General features: G+C 73.8%; 16 protein-coding genes and 1 pseudogene. 12 read left to right on the top strand and 5 right to left on the bottom strand.

Annotation, left to right across the window (positions count from 1 at the left end; genetic code table 11):
* The first annotated feature begins 55 nt into the window (after positions 1-55).
* Positions 56-961, top strand: a complete 906-nt coding sequence (pucL, locus tag BLW04_RS11410; protein WP_091540695.1) for a factor-independent urate hydroxylase — start codon at positions 56-58, stop codon at positions 959-961.
* Between the two features lie 186 nt (positions 962-1,147).
* Positions 1,148-1,423: a hypothetical protein gene (locus BLW04_RS27530; RefSeq protein ID WP_217630990.1), complete on the top strand. Its 276-nt coding sequence runs from the start codon at positions 1,148-1,150 to the stop codon at positions 1,421-1,423.
* On the opposite strand, the gene BLW04_RS11400 is transcribed toward BLW04_RS27530, so the two are convergent.
* The 4 genes from BLW04_RS11400 to msrA form a co-directional block, all read right to left on the bottom strand.
* Positions 1,402-2,487 (bottom strand): class I SAM-dependent methyltransferase, encoded by a 1,086-nt coding sequence (locus BLW04_RS11400; protein ID WP_091540517.1) that lies wholly within the window; start codon positions 2,485-2,487, stop codon positions 1,402-1,404. The genes BLW04_RS27530 and BLW04_RS11400 overlap by 22 nt on opposite strands.
* Before the next feature lie 54 nt (positions 2,488-2,541).
* Entirely contained in the window at positions 2,542-3,675 is a 1,134-nt protein-coding gene (locus BLW04_RS11395; RefSeq protein WP_091540513.1) for a class I SAM-dependent methyltransferase, read from the bottom strand.
* Between the two features lie 31 nt (positions 3,676-3,706).
* Positions 3,707-4,624 (bottom strand): haloalkane dehalogenase, encoded by a 918-nt coding sequence (locus tag BLW04_RS11390; protein WP_091540510.1) that lies wholly within the window; start codon positions 4,622-4,624, stop codon positions 3,707-3,709.
* Positions 4,625-4,704: 80 nt separating this feature from the next.
* Positions 4,705-5,358, bottom strand: coding sequence for a peptide-methionine (S)-S-oxide reductase MsrA (msrA, locus tag BLW04_RS11385; RefSeq protein ID WP_091540507.1), 654 nt, complete (start codon positions 5,356-5,358; stop codon positions 4,705-4,707).
* 89 nt (positions 5,359-5,447) lie between these two features.
* Between msrA and BLW04_RS11380 the strand changes: the two genes are divergently transcribed.
* Positions 5,448-6,224 (top strand): SDR family NAD(P)-dependent oxidoreductase, encoded by a 777-nt coding sequence (locus BLW04_RS11380; protein WP_091540504.1) that lies wholly within the window; start codon positions 5,448-5,450, stop codon positions 6,222-6,224.
* Positions 6,221-7,243 (top strand): NADP-dependent oxidoreductase, encoded by a 1,023-nt coding sequence (locus tag BLW04_RS11375; RefSeq protein ID WP_091540500.1) that lies wholly within the window; start codon positions 6,221-6,223, stop codon positions 7,241-7,243. Before BLW04_RS11380 ends, BLW04_RS11375 begins: the two co-directional genes overlap by 4 nt.
* Before the next feature lie 103 nt (positions 7,244-7,346).
* On the opposite strand, the gene BLW04_RS11370 is transcribed toward BLW04_RS11375, so the two are convergent.
* The gene (locus BLW04_RS11370; protein WP_091540497.1) at positions 7,347-8,000 is read right to left on the bottom strand and encodes a hypothetical protein; all 654 of its coding nucleotides are present in this window, start codon (positions 7,998-8,000) and stop codon (positions 7,347-7,349) included.
* 123 nt (positions 8,001-8,123) lie between these two features.
* Here BLW04_RS11370 and BLW04_RS11365 point away from each other — a divergent pair, with 123 nt between their 5' ends.
* The 8 genes and pseudogenes from BLW04_RS11365 to BLW04_RS11330 form a co-directional block, all read left to right on the top strand.
* Complete coding sequence (locus BLW04_RS11365; protein WP_091540493.1) at positions 8,124-8,330, top strand: hypothetical protein; 207 nt, start codon at positions 8,124-8,126, stop codon at positions 8,328-8,330.
* Between the two features lie 68 nt (positions 8,331-8,398).
* Entirely contained in the window at positions 8,399-9,097 is a 699-nt protein-coding gene (locus BLW04_RS11360) for an alpha/beta hydrolase family protein (protein WP_091540489.1), read from the top strand.
* A gap of 137 nt (positions 9,098-9,234) precedes the next feature.
* Positions 9,235-10,548, top strand: coding sequence for an NAD(P)/FAD-dependent oxidoreductase (locus BLW04_RS11355; protein ID WP_091540486.1), 1,314 nt, complete (start codon positions 9,235-9,237; stop codon positions 10,546-10,548).
* On the top strand, positions 10,545-11,399 hold the full coding sequence (locus BLW04_RS11350) for a DUF1365 domain-containing protein (RefSeq protein WP_175484015.1): 855 nt from the start codon (positions 10,545-10,547) through the stop codon (positions 11,397-11,399). Before BLW04_RS11355 ends, BLW04_RS11350 begins: the two co-directional genes overlap by 4 nt.
* Positions 11,396-12,685, top strand: a complete 1,290-nt coding sequence (locus BLW04_RS11345) for an SAM-dependent methyltransferase (RefSeq protein WP_091540483.1) — start codon at positions 11,396-11,398, stop codon at positions 12,683-12,685. The genes BLW04_RS11350 and BLW04_RS11345 overlap by 4 nt, the downstream gene beginning before the upstream one ends.
* Before the next feature lie 43 nt (positions 12,686-12,728).
* Positions 12,729-13,919: an MFS transporter gene (locus tag BLW04_RS11340; protein ID WP_139306819.1), complete on the top strand. Its 1,191-nt coding sequence runs from the start codon at positions 12,729-12,731 to the stop codon at positions 13,917-13,919.
* A 166-nt stretch (positions 13,920-14,085) separates the two neighbouring features.
* On the top strand, positions 14,086-15,003 hold the full coding sequence (locus BLW04_RS11335) for a hypothetical protein (RefSeq protein ID WP_139306818.1): 918 nt from the start codon (positions 14,086-14,088) through the stop codon (positions 15,001-15,003).
* Positions 15,004-15,089: 86 nt separating this feature from the next.
* Positions 15,090-15,573, top strand: a pseudogene (locus BLW04_RS11330) (hypothetical protein); the annotation flags it as partial.

Below are 15,573 nucleotides of genomic sequence, written 5' to 3'. Positions count from 1 at the left end.
CCAGGAGGAAGTCCTTTTGCAACATCCCGGCAACGTCGATCGGAAGGTCACCGTCATGGCGATCGTGCTCGGACCCCACCAGTACGGGAAGGCCGAGGTCCGTGTCGTCGCGGTCGACCGGTCGACCCCCCGCCACTCGCTGGTCGACCTCAACGTCTCCTGCGCCCTGCGCGGTGACTTCGCCGCGGCACACACCGCCGGCGACAACGCCCACGTGCTCACCACCGACACGCAGAAGAACACCGTCTTCGCCTTCGCCCGGGACGGCGTCGGCTCCCCCGACGCCTTCGCGCTGCGGCTGGCCCGGCACTTCGCCGGTGCCTACGAGTGGATCAGCGGCGCCCGGGTGGCCGTGGAGTCCTACGGCTGGGACCGGATCGCCGTCGGCGGGCAGCCGCACGACCACGCCTTCTCCCGGGCCGGCGGTGAGGTCCGGACGGCGGTGGTCACGGCGGACGGCGACCAGCTGCACGTGCTCGCCGGGCTGACCGACCTCGTCGTCCTCAAGACCACCAGCTCGGAGTTCTGGGGCTACCCCCGCGACCGCTACACGACCCTGCCGGAGACCCGGGACCGGATCCTGGCCACCGCGGTGACCGCCCGCTGGCGGTACACCGGCACGGAGCTGGACTTCGACGCACTGTTCGCCGGCGTCCGGACGACGCTGCTGGAGACCTTCGCCGGCACCCACTCCCTGGCGCTGCAGCAGTCGCTGTACGCGATGGGCGAGGCGGTGCTGAAGGCGCATCCCCAGGTCGCCGAGGTGCGGATGTCGATGCCGAACAGGCACCACAACCTGGCGGACCTGTCCGCGTTCGGGTTGGACAACGACCTCGACGGCCCGGGCGCGGTGGTCTACCACGCCGCCGACCGGCCCTACGGCCTGATCGAGGGCAGCGCGCTGCGCGACGACGTCCCGCCGGCGGAGGTCGCCTGGCTGGGCACGCCTGGCTTCTGCTGAGATCAGCAGCGCGGCCCCCGAGCGCGAGACGCTGACCTACGAGGACGTCGGCCGGGCGGCCCGTGAGCTGGCCTAGCGGGTCGCCGACGACGGGTTCGAGCCCGACCCGATCCTCTCCATCGCCCGCGGCGGCCTGTTCCTGGGCGGCCGCTGGGCTACGCGCTGGATGTGAAGAACCTCTGCGTGATGAACGTGGAGCTCTACACCGACGTCGACGAGCGGCTGGACCTGCCGGTGATGCTGCCGCCGAACCTCGACCGGGTGGACCTGACTGGCGCGTACGTGCTGATCGCCGACGACCTCACCGGTCGACCCTGCCGCCGCTCGTCAACCGGCGGGGCGGCCCGGGGCACTGACCCGCGGCGGTGCCCGGCCCGGCCATCCGGCCGACCCGCTGCAGAGTGCGCGGACTGTCCTGTTCCGGCCGCGAGCTCGGCCCCTCAGCCGGTGACCAGCCGGTAGAGCCGGAAGAAGCCGGCGTCCACCGGCACCACCTCGACGTCGGCGAAGCCGGCCTGCCGGGCGTAGGCCCGCAGGGTCGCCGGCCGCAGAACGGTGCCGGTCGCCGCCGACGGCTCGCTGGACCGCCCGTCGGGCAGGCAGCACAGCACGCTGTAGCCGTACATCAACCGGTCGATGTCGCTGCCGGGCACCGTGAACTCCTCGGCCACGGCCTCGTCCAGCACGAGCACCACCCCGCCCGGTCGCGACAGCCGGCGCATCGCGGCGAGGACCGCGACCGGATCGGCCAGGTCGTGCACGCACTCGAACGCCGTCACCAGGTCGTACTCGCCGTCCCGGCCGAGCCGCCGGACGTCGTCGGTGCTGACGGTGACCCGCTGGGCCACCCCGGCGTCCGCCGCGTGTGCCCGCGCCCGCTCGACCGAGGGCCCGTCGACGTCGAAGCCGTCCACCCGCGCGGCCGGCCACCGGCGGGCGATGCCGATCGAGGACCAGCCGTAGCCGCATCCGACGTCGGCCACCCGGCCGCCGGCGGTCAATGCGGCGTCCAGCCCGGGGACGGCGGGCAGCAGCTCGTCGACCAGCGCACCGAGGAACAGCGGCCGGTTCGCCGCCGCCTGCGCCTCCCGGACGTCGTCGCCGAGGTCGGCCCAGGACAGGGTGCGCCGGCCCCGGTAGACCTCGGTCAGCTCGGGCACCGCGCCCACCAGGGTGGCGGTCAGCGTGGCGAGCGGCGTCATGTGGGCAGGATCCAGTTCGTCGACGAGCACGCCCCGGTGCGCGGCGGGCAGGTGGTACCGCCGGTCGTCGGGGGCGGCGGACACGTCGTCCACCGCCAGGTAGCCCGAGACCGCCTGGTGCTCCAGCCACTCGCGGGCGTAGCGGGCGTCGGTCCCCGAGCGCCCGGCCAGCTCTGCGGCGGTCGCCGGACCGGCCTCGGCCAGGCAGCCGTACCAGCCGAGGCGGGCCCCGAGGGCGACCGCGGCCACCTCCTGGGCGCCCAGCAGCGCCGCCAGCAGCCGGTCGGGGAGGTCCGCCGGCCCGGGACCGGCCGGGGTCGTCATGCCGGGCGACGATGCACCGCGGCGGGAACGACGACCAGGGTCGGAGGACCCCGGTCACCGCCGGGTGGACACCGCCACGGTGAAGACCGGGTCGCGGGAGACCTGGCGGGTGGGCCCGATCAGCCGGCGCAGGGTGTCGCGGTGCGGCAGGTGGGAGTTGTAGACGCACCAGAACTCCCCGCCCGGGCGCAGCACCCGGGCCGCGGCGGCGAACAGCCGCTCTGCCACGCCGGTGTGCACAGCGACGCCGAGGTGGAACGGCGGGTTGCAGACGACCAGGTCCACACTGGCGTCGGGGACGCCGGCCGCGGCGTCGTCCCGACTTACCCGGACGCGGTTCCCGAGGCCATTGGCGGCCAGCGTCGCCCGTGCCGAGGCGACAGCCGCGGCCGACTGGTCGGTGGCCAGCACGGTCAGCCCGGGGCGGGCGGTGGCCAGGGCGACGGCGAGCAGCCCGGTGCCGCAGCTCAGGTCGACCGCCGAGGTCGCGTCCGGGGCGGCCTGCGGCAGCGCGGCGAGCAGGGCCCGGGTGCCGCGGGCGACCTTCGCGCCGGCGAATGCAGCCCCGTGGGCGCACAGGGTGACGCCGAGGTCGGCGTGCTCCCGGCAGCGCGGGAACGACGGGGTGACCGGTCGGGGGCCGCGGGCGACCAGCACCCGCGACTTCTGCCGGGCCAGCGTCGCGGACACGTCGGTGAAGCAGTCGCCGAGGACGTCGTTCATCGCGCGGGTCATGTGCTTGAGCCGGCCGCCGACGTAGAGGGTGACGGCCGGGTCGGCGTCCGCGGCCACGACCTCGGCGAGCTCACGCAGCCCGTCCAGGCTCTTGGGCGCCTTGGCCAGCACCACCCGGGCGCCCTGCACCAGTTCGGGCGCCAGCGGGAGGGAGCGGTACGAACCGGTCCGCTCCAGTCGCGCGGCGTTCGCCCCCAGCGCCAGTTCGCCGACCAGCAGGTCCTGGTGCACCCGGACGTCGACCGCCCCGTGCAGCACGACCGCGCCCAGGGTCAGCGCACCGTGCGAGTCGTCGACCACGGCCACCCGGTCGCCGTCGACGGCCAGCGCCCCGGCGGCCTCGTCCAGGAGGAGCCGGTCGGTGGCGTCGACGGCGACCAGGTCCGGCGCCTCGACGTCGGGCTCGCGGCGGAGGAGGTCGAACAGGTCTGCCGCGGGGCCGGAGGGGAGCACGCCCCCACGATGCCCTACCGGTGGCCGGCCCTCAGGGGCGCGGGGTGACCGCGATCAGGTCGAGAACGACCTGGGCCAGCTGCGGGCCGACGTCCTCCTGGAGGAAGTGACCGCCCCCGGGCAGCGTGGTGTGCGACATCCCGTGCGCACCGGGCACCACCTTCTGGAACACCGCGTCGCCACCGCCGGTGATCGGGTCGCCGTCGGAGAAGGCCGTCAGGAAGGGCTTCCTCCAGGTCCGCAGCACCGCCCAGGCCGCTCGGTTGGCGTCGGCCGCCGGGTCGTCGGGGCGGGTGGGCACCAGGGACGGGAAGACCCGCGCACCGGCCTTGTAGCGGTCGTCCGGGAACGGGGCGTCGTAGGCCGCGACCACCTCGGCGGGCATGGCCGTCGCGGTTCCGTTGGCGACGATCCGCCCGACGTCCATCTGGGTCATGCGGGCCGCCGCGCGCTGCCAGGCCAGGAATGCCTCGCTCATCGGATGGTCGCCGGTGGGCAGGCCGGTGTTCGCGGCGACGACCCGGGCGAAACGGTCCGGGTTCTCGGCGACCAGACGCAGGCCGATCAGCCCGCCCCAGTCCTGGCAGACCAGGGTGACATCGTGGAGGTCCAGCTCGCCGAACAACGCCTGCCGCGCCCACCCGACGTGCCGGGCGTAGGTGTGGTCGGTCAACTCGGTGGGCTTGTCGGAGCGGCCGAAACCGACCAGGTCCGGAACGACGACGCGCAGTCCAGACCCGGTCAGCACCGGGATCATCCGGCGGTAGAGGAATGACCAGGAGGGCTCCCCGTGCAGCAGCAGCACGGTCTCGCCGTCGTCCGGCCCCTCGTCCAGGTAGGCCATCCGGAGCCGGCCGCCGTCCCCGTCGTCGACCTCGACGTGGTGCGGTTCGTACGGGAAGTCCGGCAGGTCGGCGAACCGCTCCTCGGGTGTGCGCAGCACATCCATCTCAGGCCTCCTCGACTGGTGGGCGGCCCCCTGCAGGGACCCGCCACGAGCCTGCGAGTGGTGGGGGCAGGGGTCCTTCTTCAGACGCCGGGGAGGCCCACCGGGCAGGCGACGCCGGTCGAGTTCACCGGGCAGTAGCCGTTCGGCTCCTTGTACAGGTACTGCTGGTGGTAGCCCTCGGCGTAGAAGAAGTTCCCGAGCGGGGCGATCTCAGTGGTGATCTCGCCGTAACGGGCGGCGGTCAGGCGCTCCTGGAACAGGTCCCGGCTGACCTTGGCCGCCGCCTCCTGGTCCGGGCCCTGCGTGTAGATCGCCGAGCGGTACTGGGTGCCGACGTCGTTGCCCTGGCGCATGCCCTGGGTCGGGTTGTGCTCCTCCCAGAACTCCTTCAGCAGGCGTTCGTAGGAGAGAACCGCCGGGTCGAAGACCACCAGCACGGCCTCGGTGTGCCCGGTGCGCGCCGAGCAGACCTCGTCGTACGTGGGGTTCGGGGTGAAGCCACCGGCGTAGCCGGCCGCGGTCGAATAGACGCCCGGGGTCTCCCAGAACACCTTCTCGACCCCCCAGAAGCAACCCGCGCCGAAGACGGCGGTCTGCATGCCCTCGGGGAAGGGCGGCCGGATGCGGTTGCCGTTCACGGCGTGCACCTCGGGGATGGCCGGGAGCGGCTCGGAACGGCCGGTCAGGGCGTCGTCCGCGGTGACCGGCTGGGTCTTGGCGCGGGAGAAGAACATGCCCCCAGCGTAGGTCCGTCCTGCAACCCACGACCGGGTCGGCCATTGTGGCCACTTCGGCTCACGTGCACCGAAGAGGAGCGCAGCAGATGACGACGGACGGACTGGCGGGCCGGGTGGCCCTGGTGACCGGGGCGGCGAGCGGGCTGGGGCGGGCGGTGGCCACGACGCTGGCGGCCGCCGGCGCCACCGTGGCCCTTGGTGACGTGGACACCGTGGGCGCCAAGCGGACCGCCGAGGAGGTCGCCGCCGCCGGCGGCACGGCCGAGGTGGTCGAGCTGGACGTGACCGATGACGAGGCCCGCCGCCGGGTGGTCGCCGACCTGTTCGACCGGCACGGCGACGCCTTCGACCTGCTGGTCAACGTGGCCGGCATCGACCGTCCGGGCTACGTCACCGACATCGACCTCGCCGACTACCGGCAGGTGCACGCGGTGAACTGCGAGGGGCCGGTCTTCCTGACCAGCGAGTTCCTCAAGGTGGTGCAGCACCGGCCGGCCGGCACGCTGGCCGACGTCGTCCACGTGACGTCGCTGTCGGCGGTGACCTCGGGCAGCGGTGCGATCGCCTACAACAGCTCGAAGGCGGCTTTCCGGAGCGCCACCCGCTGCATCCAGCGGGAGCTGCGGGAGAAGGCGACCGTGGACGCCGACGGCGCCGAGACGCCCTTCCCGGCCCGGGTGCACAGCATCGTACCGGCGGCGATGGACACCCCGATGATGGAGCGCTGGGGCATCCCCGGGCACCGGATGATGCCGCCGACCGACGTCGCCGCCATGGTGCTGACCATGGTGACCATGCCGCCCACCAGCTTCGTGCCCGAGGTGTTCGTCGTGCCCCGCAACGAGCCGGACTTTCCACGGTGAGCATCGCGACGCGGGAGTGGCAGCTGGTCCGCCGTCCGCACGGCAAACCGGTGGCCGACGACTTCCGGCCGGTCGAGGCCGAGCGCCCCGACCCCGGACCGGGCGAGGTCGTCGTGCGCACCATCGCGATGTCGGTCGACCCGTACATGCGTGGGCGGATGAACGCCACGAAGTCCTATGCCCCGAGCTGGGAGCTCGGCGAGACGATGCAGGGCGGAACCGTGGGGCAGGTGATCGCCTCCCGCTCCGACGCGGTGCCCGAGGGCGCGCTCGTGCTGCACGGGATGGGCTGGCGGGACGTCGCCGTCCTGGACGCCGGGCACGTGTCCGTGGTCGAACCGCTGCCGGGGCTCCCGCTCTCGCTGTACCTCGGCGTGCTGGGCATGCCCGGGCTGACCGCCTGGGCCGGGCTGTTCCGGGTCGCGGCGTTCTCCCCTGGCGACGCGGTTTTCGTGTCCGGCGCCGCGGGCGCGGTGGGCAGCCTGGTCGGGCAGTTCGCCCGTTTGCGCGGGGCGTCGCGGGTCGTGGGCAGCGCCGGGACGCCGGAGAAGGTGCGCTGGCTGGGCGACGAGCTCGGCTTCTCCGCCGCCTTCGACTACCACGACGGCGCGGTGGCCGACCTGCTCGCCGCGGCGGCGCCCGAGGGCATCGACGTGTTCTTCGACAACGTCGGCGGCGAGCACCTGGAGGCGGCCATCGCCGCGTTCAACCTGCACGGGCGGGCGGCCGTGTGCGGGGCCATCTCCAGCTACAACGCGGTGAGCGCGCCGCCGGGGCCGAGGAACATGTTCCTGCTCGTGGGCAAGCGGCTCACGCTGCGCGGGTTCCTGGTCGGCGACCACGCGGACCTGCAGCCGGAGTTCGTCGAGACCGTGTCGGGCTGGCTGCGGGACGGGTCGCTGGTCGCGCGGGAGACCGTCGTCGAGGGTTTGGACGGCGCGGTCGACGCGTTCCGGGACCTGCTCCGCGGCGGGAACACCGGGAAGATGGTCGTCCGGCTGACGCCCGACCCCGAGTGACGACCCGCCGCCCCGCTCAGGCGTCGGGTCGGCAGAACGAGGGAGTGGTCGGCTCGCTGTTGAACCGCTCCTGCGCCGTCGGGGTCGTGCGGGTGACGCTGGGTCAGGCGGCCTGGACGGGGATCTGGTCGGTCTTGGCCTCGGCGTGCCGGCCGGCGATCCACACTGCATCGACCAGGCGGGGGCGCTCGATGACCTCGACCACCGGAAAGACATCGGTGAGCGGGGTCGGCTGCGGCTCCGGGGTGACCTCGGCGCGGACCTCGACGCCCTGCAGCGCCTGCAGGGCCTCGACCAGCGGGGACACCCGCGGCTCGGGGGCGACCTCGGGGGCCGCCTCCGCAGCGACGTCGGCCGCGGCCTCGACCTCGATCTCGATCTGCGCCTCGACCGGGGTCTCGATCTCTGCCTCGATCGGAGCCTCGGCCTCGATCTCGTGCTCGACGTGCGCCTCCACCGGCACCTCGACCACCGGCACCTCGACCACCGGCACCTCGACCACCGGCACCTCGACCACCGGCACCTCGACCACCGGCACCTCGACCACCGGAGCCGGCGGCGCGGCGACGACGGAGTGCGGCACCACGACGACGGAGGGGGCCATGACCCGCACGCGGTTCGTGGCGAGTTCGGCCACGTGGGCCATGGCGGCCTCGTAGGCGCGTTCGATCGCCACGAGGGTCGCGGTGGCGGTGTCCTCCACGGCCTTCAGGCCCGCCACGGCGGCGGTGTCCGTGATGCCTTCGAGAGTGGTCATGCCCCTCTTCTCGGCGGCACACAACGGGACCGTGACCACTTCTTCAAGCATTTCGCCTCAACACCCCACCAGCCCCACGCGCGCCGTCGGTTGGGTCCGCCGTGTTCGGGGCAGGGACGAGGCATGTGGCTCTTCCTCACCCGCCGTTTCCGCACCTGGGTCCTACTCACAGTGCTGGTCCCCCTCGCCACCGGGCTGCTGCGCCGGGTCGGCCAGGCCCTCGAGCGGCGCAACGGCCCCTCGTCGATCAGCAATGGTCTGCTCAAAGCCGGCGAGCTCGGCGACCGGGCACGCGCCAAGCTCCGCGGCGGACGCGGTTCCCGCCGCTGACCGACGTCCAGATCCACCCCGCCGTCCGAACGCGGGATGCACTGTCCCATCGCGAACCGAAGGACGACGTGGAACCGACGACCACCCCCGTGCTCGAGCAGTGCCCCGCGAACGGCGAGACCCGCGGCATCGCCCTGTTCTGCCACGGCGGCACCGCGGCCAACGTGGAGCCACCCCGGGAACGGGCCCTGTCCCTGGTTCGCATGCGTGCCTTCGAGCAGTTCGTGCACCGCACCACCGCCGACCGCGGCATCGCCACCGCCCTGATCCGCTATCGGGTCGCCGGCTGGAACGGTGAGGCCGCCGACGCCTACAACGATGTCCGGTGGGCGATCGGCCAGCTCCGCGAAAGAGACGGCTCCGACGTGCCGATCGTGCTGGTCGGCCACTCCATGGGCGGGCGGGCCGCGCTCCGCGCCGGCGGTGAGCACCAGGTCACCGCCATCTGCGCGCTCGCCCCGTGGACCCCGCCGGGTGAACCCGTCATGCACCTGCGCGACCAGACGGTGGTGATCCTGCACGGCCGCACCGACCGCTGGGTGCCCGCACGGCTGTCCGAGGAGTTCGCCGTCCGCGCCCGCCGCTCCGGCGCCCGGGTCGCCCGTTTCACCATCGAGGGCGGCCACAGCATGCTTCGGCGGGCGCACCGGTGGCACACGTTCACCCAGGACGTCGTCCTGGCCGGGGCCGGACTCGAACCGATGCGGCCCGATGTAGCGAATGCCCTCCAGCAAGCCAGTCCGGAGGGTCTGGCCGTCCCCCTCTGACGAGGGAGGTCACCTCCGGATCCGTGTGCCGCGCCCAGCGGCCAGCCCATTCTGTGGGCCCGGTCCGGAGGAGTACGACCCATGCCAGTGCTGTCCCACGTCCTCGATGTGTCCCCCGTCCTGGACAGGTCCGGCCGGTGACCGCTGCCGCGCTCACCCGCCCCACGGCCGCGGTCGTCGGCTCCGGCGTCTCCGGCCTGACCGCCGCCCACCTGCTGCAGAAGACCCACGACGTCACGCTGTTCGAGACCGACGGCCGGCTGGGCGGCCACGCGCACACCCACGACGTGCCGACCCCCGACGACCGGATCGTGCCCATCGACACCGGGTTCATCGTGCACAACGAGCGCACCTATCCGAACCTGCTGCGGCTGTTCGCCGAGCTCGGGGTCAGCACCCAGCCCACCGAGATGTCGATGTCCATCTCCTGCGAGGGCTGCGGCCTGGAGTACGCCGGCGCCCGCGGCCTGGGCGGGGTCTTCGCCCAGCCGCGCCGCATCGCCGACCCGCGTTTCCTGCGGATGCTCGTGGAGGTCAGGCGCTTCCACCGCCAGGCCAGGCGGCTGCTCGAGCTCGCCGGTCCCGAGCACCGCCGGGGCGAGGGCGGCGTGAGCGAGTTCGACAGGCTCAGCCTGGGCGCATTCCTGGCCCTGGGCGGCTACTCCGACCACTTCGTGTCGCACTTCGTCGTCCCGGTCGTCTCCTGCGTGTGGTCCTCGGCTGCCGGGCTGTCGCTGCAGTACCCCGCTGTCTACCTGTTCCGCTTTCTGGAGAACCACGGGATGCTCACCGTCAGCGGGTCGCCGCAGTGGCGCACCGTGACCGGCGGCTCGCGCAGCTACGTGGAGAAGGCCGCCAAGGGCCTCACCGCGGTGCAGACCGGCGCCGGGATCCGGTCGCTCACCCGGCACGCCGACGGTGTCGAGCTCGTGGACGGCGACGGCCAGCGGCACGCCGCCGACGTCGTCGTCGTCGCCACCCACCCGGACCAGGCGCTCACCCTGCTCGCCGACCCCACCGACGACGAGCGCGCCACCCTCGGCTGCTTTTCCTACTCGACCAACGAGACCGTGCTGCACACCGACGCCACGCTGCTCCCCGCGGCCCAGGCGGCCCGCAGCTCGTGGAACTACCGGATGAGCTCCTGCACCCAGGGCGTGGACGCCGTGGTGGTCAGCTACTGGATGAACCGGCTGCACGCCCTCGACGAGCCGGTCGAGTACCTGGTGACGCTCAACGGCGACGAACGGATCGACCCGGACACGGTGCTGCGCCGGATGACCTACGACCACCCGCTGTACACGGCGGAGTCGGTGGCCGCACAGCGCCGCCTGCCCGCGCTGAACACCGGCCGTACCGCCTTCGCCGGCGCGTACCACGGCTGGGGCTTCCACGAGGACGGCTGCGCCTCCGGGGTCCGGGCAGCCGAGTCGCTCGGGTCCGGCTGGTGACCGCGCTCGACCGCGCCCCGGACGTCGAGGGTCCGCAGCGCACCCAGAACTGGACGCCGGTCGCCACCCCGGCGCTCTACGACGTCCGGATCGACCACCGCCGCTCCGCCCCATTGGACAACGCCTTCGAGTACGGCGCCTACCTGTGGCTGGTCGACCTCGACGATGTCGCGGCCGGCCGGCTGGTCACCGGCAGGCAGCTGCCCCGGTGGCTCCGCGGGCAGGTGCGGTTCGAGGCCGCCGACCACCTCGGCGACCCGACCCGCAGCATCAAGGACAACGTCGTCGCCTTCGCCCGCCACTCCGGGGTGGACGACGTCGCCCGGGTGCTGATGCTGGCCAACGCCCGCTCCGGCGGCTCCGGGTTCAACCCGCTGTCCACGCACTGGTGCTACCGGGCCGACGGCTCGCTGGCCTGCCTGGTCGCCGAGGTGCACAACACCTATGGCGAGCTGCACGCCTACCTGCTGCACCCCGACGCGGCCGGGCGGGCGGAGGTGGACAAGGCGTTCTACGTCTCCCCCTTCACCACCGTCGACGGCCGCTACCGGATGCGCTTCTCCGCCCCCGGGGAGCAGCTGCACGTCGGCATCGCGCTGCGCCAGGACGACCGGACGCCGTTCACCGCCTGGGTGCGCGGCACCTCCCGGCCGGCCACCGTCGCCGCGGTCACCCGGACCGTGCTGCGCCGTCCGTTCATGGCCCTGCAGGTCAGCGCGCTGATACGCCGCCAGGGCATCGGCCTGTGGCTGCGCCGGCTGCCGGTCGTGCCGCGCATTCCCCACGTTCCACCGCCCGGGGTGGACCGGCATCATCGTGACGTTTCAACCAGCCAGGAGGGCCAGGCATGACCGCCGTGCAGCACCAGGAGAGCCGGACCGAGGACCCGCGGTTCCCGGTCCCCCGACCCGACGAGGCGCACTGGCCCGGCCTGGCCACCCCGCCGCGCAACGCCTTCCGCGCCCGGATCGCCCGGTCGATCTTCGAGCGCGCGGTAGCGCCGCTGCCGGTCCGCGTCGAGTACCCCGACGGCCGGGTGCTCGGTGCCGGCGGAGCGGGCGCACCGGTGATGCAGATGGTCCGGCCGGCCAACGTCTACCACCGACTCGGCTGCGACGCGAAGATCGGCTTCGGCGAGGCCTACATGACCGGCGACTGGACCACCGCCCCCGGTAGCGACCTGGCCGACGTGCTGTCCCCGTTCGCCGCGCGGCTCACCCAGCTGGTGCCGCCCGCCCTGCAGCGACTCCGGCACCTGGCCGAGCGCACCCAGCCGATCGGCGAGGAGAACAGCAAGGAGAACAGCCGGTCGAACATCTCCCGGCACTACGACCTGTCCAACGAGCTGTTCGAGGCCTTCCTCGACGAGACGATGACCTACTCGTCGGCCTGGTTCGAGCCCGGCGACGACCTGGTGTCCGCGCAGGAGCGGAAGATCGACGGCGTGCTCGACATGGCCCGCGTGCGGGCCGGCGACTCCGTGCTCGAGATCGGGTCCGGCTGGGGCGCGCTGGCCATCCGGGCCGCCCGGGAGCGCGGCGCCAGGGTCACCACGCTCACCCTGTCCAGCGAGCAGCAGGCGCTCACCCGGCAGCGCGCGGAGGCCGCCGGGGTCGGCCACCTGGTCGACGTCCGGCTGCAGGACTACCGCGACGCGACCGGCAGCTACGACGCCGTCGTCTCGGTGGAGATGATCGAGGCGGTCGGCGAGGAGTTCTGGCCCACCTACTTCACCGCGCTGGACACCCTGCTCAAGCCCGGCGGCCGGGTCGGGCTGCAGTCGATCACCATGCCGCACGACCGGATGGTGGCCACCGCGCGCAGCTACACCTGGATCCACAAGTACGTGTTCCCGGGCGGAATCATCCCCTCGCTGCACTCGATCGCGACCAACCTCGACGAGCACACCAGCCTGTCGATCGTCGAGCGGCGCGACCTCGGCCCGCACTACGCGCACACCCTGGCGCTGTGGCGGGAACGCTTCTGCGCCAACTGGCCACAGCTCGACGGCGCCTTCGATGACACGTTCCGCCGGATGTGGGAGTTCTACCTCGCCTACTGCGAGGCCGGCTTCCGGGTCGGCTACCTCGGGGTGAGCCAGCTCGGCCTGGCGCGCAACCCGTTCAGCGGCGGCTGACCGGCCGGCCGGCGCCGGTCCGGCCACGCCTAGCGTGGGCCGGGTGAACCGGGGGCAGCGCTGGTCGGTCGTCGTCGTCGCCTACGTCTTCGTCGCGGTGATGCTGGGCGGGACGGTGCCGACGCCGCTCTACCCGTTCTACGTCGACTCGCTGGCTCTGTCCCCGTTCCTGATGACCATCGTCTTCGCCACCTACGCCGTCGGCACGCTGGCCGCGCTGCTGCTCGGCGGCGGGCTGTCCGACCGGGTCGGCCGTCGTCCGGTGCTCGGGCTGGCCGTCGCCGTCGCGGCCGTGAGCGCGGCGGTCTTCCTGGCCTGGCCGACCCTGCCCGGCCTGCTGACCGGGCGGGCGCTGTCCGGCATGTCGGTCGGGCTCGCCACCGGGACGGCGACCGCCGCGCTGGTCGAGCTGCACCCCGACCGGCGGACGGCGACCACGCTGGCGACCGTGGCCAACATGGGCGGCCTCGGTCTCGGACCGGTGCTCGCCGGGGTGCTGGCCGCGCACCTGCCCGGCCCGACGAGCACGCCGTTCTGGGCGCTGCTCCTCCTCCTGCTGCCGGCGGTCGCGCTGCTGCTCGTCCCGGAGACCGGGCCCGCGCGGGCACGGACGCCCCGTGACCTGGTGCGTGCCGTGCGCCCGCAGCGGCTCGGCGTGCCACGTGGAACACGGGCGGAGTTCGCCGGAGCGGCCACCGCCGGGTTCGCCGCCTTCGCGCTGCTCGGGCTGTTCACCTCGCTGACCTCCTCCTTCCTTCGCTCGGCGCTCGACGCTCCCGGCCCGCAGGTGGTCGGCCTCTCCGTCGCGGTGGTGTTCGCCGCCGCCGTCGGCGCGCAGCTGCTGGTGCAGCGGATGGACGTCGCCCGGGCCGCGCTGGTCGGACTGGCCCTGCTCCCGGTCGGCGCGGCCGTGGTGGTCGGCGCGTTGGCTGCCGGGTCGCTGCCGCTGTTCGTGCTCGCCGCGCTGGTGGGCGGGGCAGGGATCGGGTTCGCCTTCCAGTCCGGCGTAGCCCGGGTCGGGTCGCTCGCCGGCCCCGCGGACCGCGCCGCGGTGACCTCGACCTTCTTCGTCGCCGCCTACCTGGGCATCACGGTGCCGGTCGTGGGGGTCGGGGAGCTGGCAACGGTGACGACGCTGACCGATGCCGCGCTCGGGCTGGCCGTGCTGGTCGCGCTGCTCGCCGCCCTCGGCGCCGCCCTCAGCCGGCGGGAGCGGACATCCGTCGCTGCATGACCGGGTCCCGCCCGGGGAGGACGAGAGGACGACCCTCAACTCACTCAGGGTCACCGGATCGACCCCAAGTGCACCCCATCGAGGGACCCGGCTGAGGCTGCCGTAGCCCCGGCCAGCGAGTTCACTGGGTGTCAACACCCGATGACGGTTGGTGGAGGGAGGCGCGATGTCGCAGCATGGATCTCGATCCCGTCTCGCCGCGCTCCCCCGCTTCGCGGGCCGCGCCCTGCTGCTCGCCGTCGTCGGCATCGGCCTGTGGCTGCTCGGATCAGCCACCGCTTCCGCGTCGGCCGAGGAGGTCGCGCCGACCGGCGCGCTCAACTCGCTGCCGGCACTCGCCGACGACCTCATGGCGCCGGTGACCGATCTGGTCGACCCGGCGGTCCAGGCAGCGGCGCCGGTGGTCGCGCCCGCCGTTGTTGTCGTCGCGCCCGTCGTCCAGGCTGCGGCGCCGGTCCTCGAAACCGTCCTCACCGCCGCGGAGCCCGTTGTGGCGCCGGTCCGGGAGGTCGCTGCGCCGCTGCGGGAGCTCGCGGCGCCCGTCGTCCAGGCTGCGGCGCCGGTCCTCGAAACCGTCCTCACCGCCGCGGAGCCCGTTGTGGCGCCGGTCCGGGAGGTCGCTGCGCCGCTGCGGGAGCTCGCGGCGCCCGTCGTCGAGGTCGCCGCGCCGCCGCTGGAGCCGACGGTCCGCCCGGTCGCCGCAGCCCTGCCGCCCGCGCCGGCTCCGCTGCCGGACGCCGGCCTCCAGCTTGCCCCGCAGCCGGCCGCCGGCCCGTCCGCGCCGGTCGGTCCGCGGGAGACGACGACCGCGGGACCGCGCGACGCCGGCACCGGCGAGGCGTCCCCCGCCGCCGACCCGGCAGGTGCCCCGGTCGTGCCCGCCCCCGTGCCGGCCTCCCTGCCGACCGGTCCCCTGGGCGTCCCGACGTCGGCCGGCTCCGCCGCGCCCTCCGCTCCCGACCAGACCCCGGCCGACCTCCCGGTCGCCGTCCCTGCCGGCTCCGCGGCACGCTCCGCCGTGGCCGACGAGGCCCGCGATGCCGCGGCGGACCGCGCGTTCGACCCCTCCTCCTCTCCCGACTGAGACGCCGTGGTCAGCCCCCGCGCTGACACGGCTCCCCCACCGGTCCGATCGGGCCGGTCCCCCAGTCACGGATAAGGACACCCCTCATGAACGTGTGGATGAAGCGCGCCCTGCAGACGGGCCTGTTCACCGGCGGCCTGCTGGCCGTCGGGACGGGCATCGCCTCGGCCGACGAGAGCACCATCGACGTCACCGCCCCGGTCACCATCACCGACAACGCACTGGCCGTCCTGGGCACCGCGCCCGGGGACACCCCGGCCGAGATCACCCTCCCGGCGCTGAGCGGCACGGCCGGCGCCGACCTGGGGGCGGTCACCGCCTCCGTCCCGATCACCGTAGGCGGCAACGCCGCCGACGCGGGCGGGATCGACGTGGCCCAGCCGGCGGCCGCGCCCACCGCTGCACCGGACGACGGCGGGGCGTTCGGGGACGTCGACGTCCCGGTCACCGTCTGCGGTAATGCCGTCGCGGTCGCGGGCGACGCCACCGGCACCTGCACCACAGCAGCCGGCACCGACGGCGACACGAGCACCGGCGACACGAGCACCAACGGAAACGGCACCGCGCTGG

The organism is Modestobacter sp. DSM 44400 (assembly GCF_900107175.1).
Lineage (GTDB): Bacteria > Actinomycetota > Actinomycetes > Mycobacteriales > Geodermatophilaceae > Modestobacter.
The sequence above is the reverse complement of the archived record's forward strand: the minus strand, read 5'-3'. Positions and strand labels throughout refer to the sequence as shown.

Bases quoted from the DNA above. Each gene is read 5' to 3' on its own strand.
- BLW04_RS11335 (WP_139306818.1), top strand. From the start codon at position 14,086: ATGTCGCAGCATGGATCTCGATCCCGTCTCGCCGCGCTCCCCCGCTTC.
- BLW04_RS11390 (WP_091540510.1), bottom strand. From the start codon at position 4,624: ATGGATGTGCTGCGCACACCCGAGGAGCGGTTCGCCGACCTGCCGGAC.
- msrA (WP_091540507.1), bottom strand. From the start codon at position 5,358: ATGTTCTTCTCCCGCGCCAAGACCCAGCCGGTCACCGCGGACGACGCC.
- BLW04_RS11365 (WP_091540493.1), top strand. From the start codon at position 8,124: ATGTGGCTCTTCCTCACCCGCCGTTTCCGCACCTGGGTCCTACTCACA.
- BLW04_RS11370 (WP_091540497.1), bottom strand. From the start codon at position 8,000: ATGACCACTCTCGAAGGCATCACGGACACCGCCGCCGTGGCGGGCCTG.
- BLW04_RS11345 (WP_091540483.1), top strand. From the start codon at position 11,396: ATGACCGCCGTGCAGCACCAGGAGAGCCGGACCGAGGACCCGCGGTTC.
- pucL (WP_091540695.1), top strand. From the start codon at position 56: ATGGCGATCGTGCTCGGACCCCACCAGTACGGGAAGGCCGAGGTCCGT.
- BLW04_RS11400 (WP_091540517.1), bottom strand. From the start codon at position 2,487: ATGACGACCCCGGCCGGTCCCGGGCCGGCGGACCTCCCCGACCGGCTG.
- BLW04_RS11380 (WP_091540504.1), top strand. From the start codon at position 5,448: ATGACGACGGACGGACTGGCGGGCCGGGTGGCCCTGGTGACCGGGGCG.
- BLW04_RS27530 (WP_217630990.1), top strand. From the start codon at position 1,148: ATGAACGTGGAGCTCTACACCGACGTCGACGAGCGGCTGGACCTGCCG.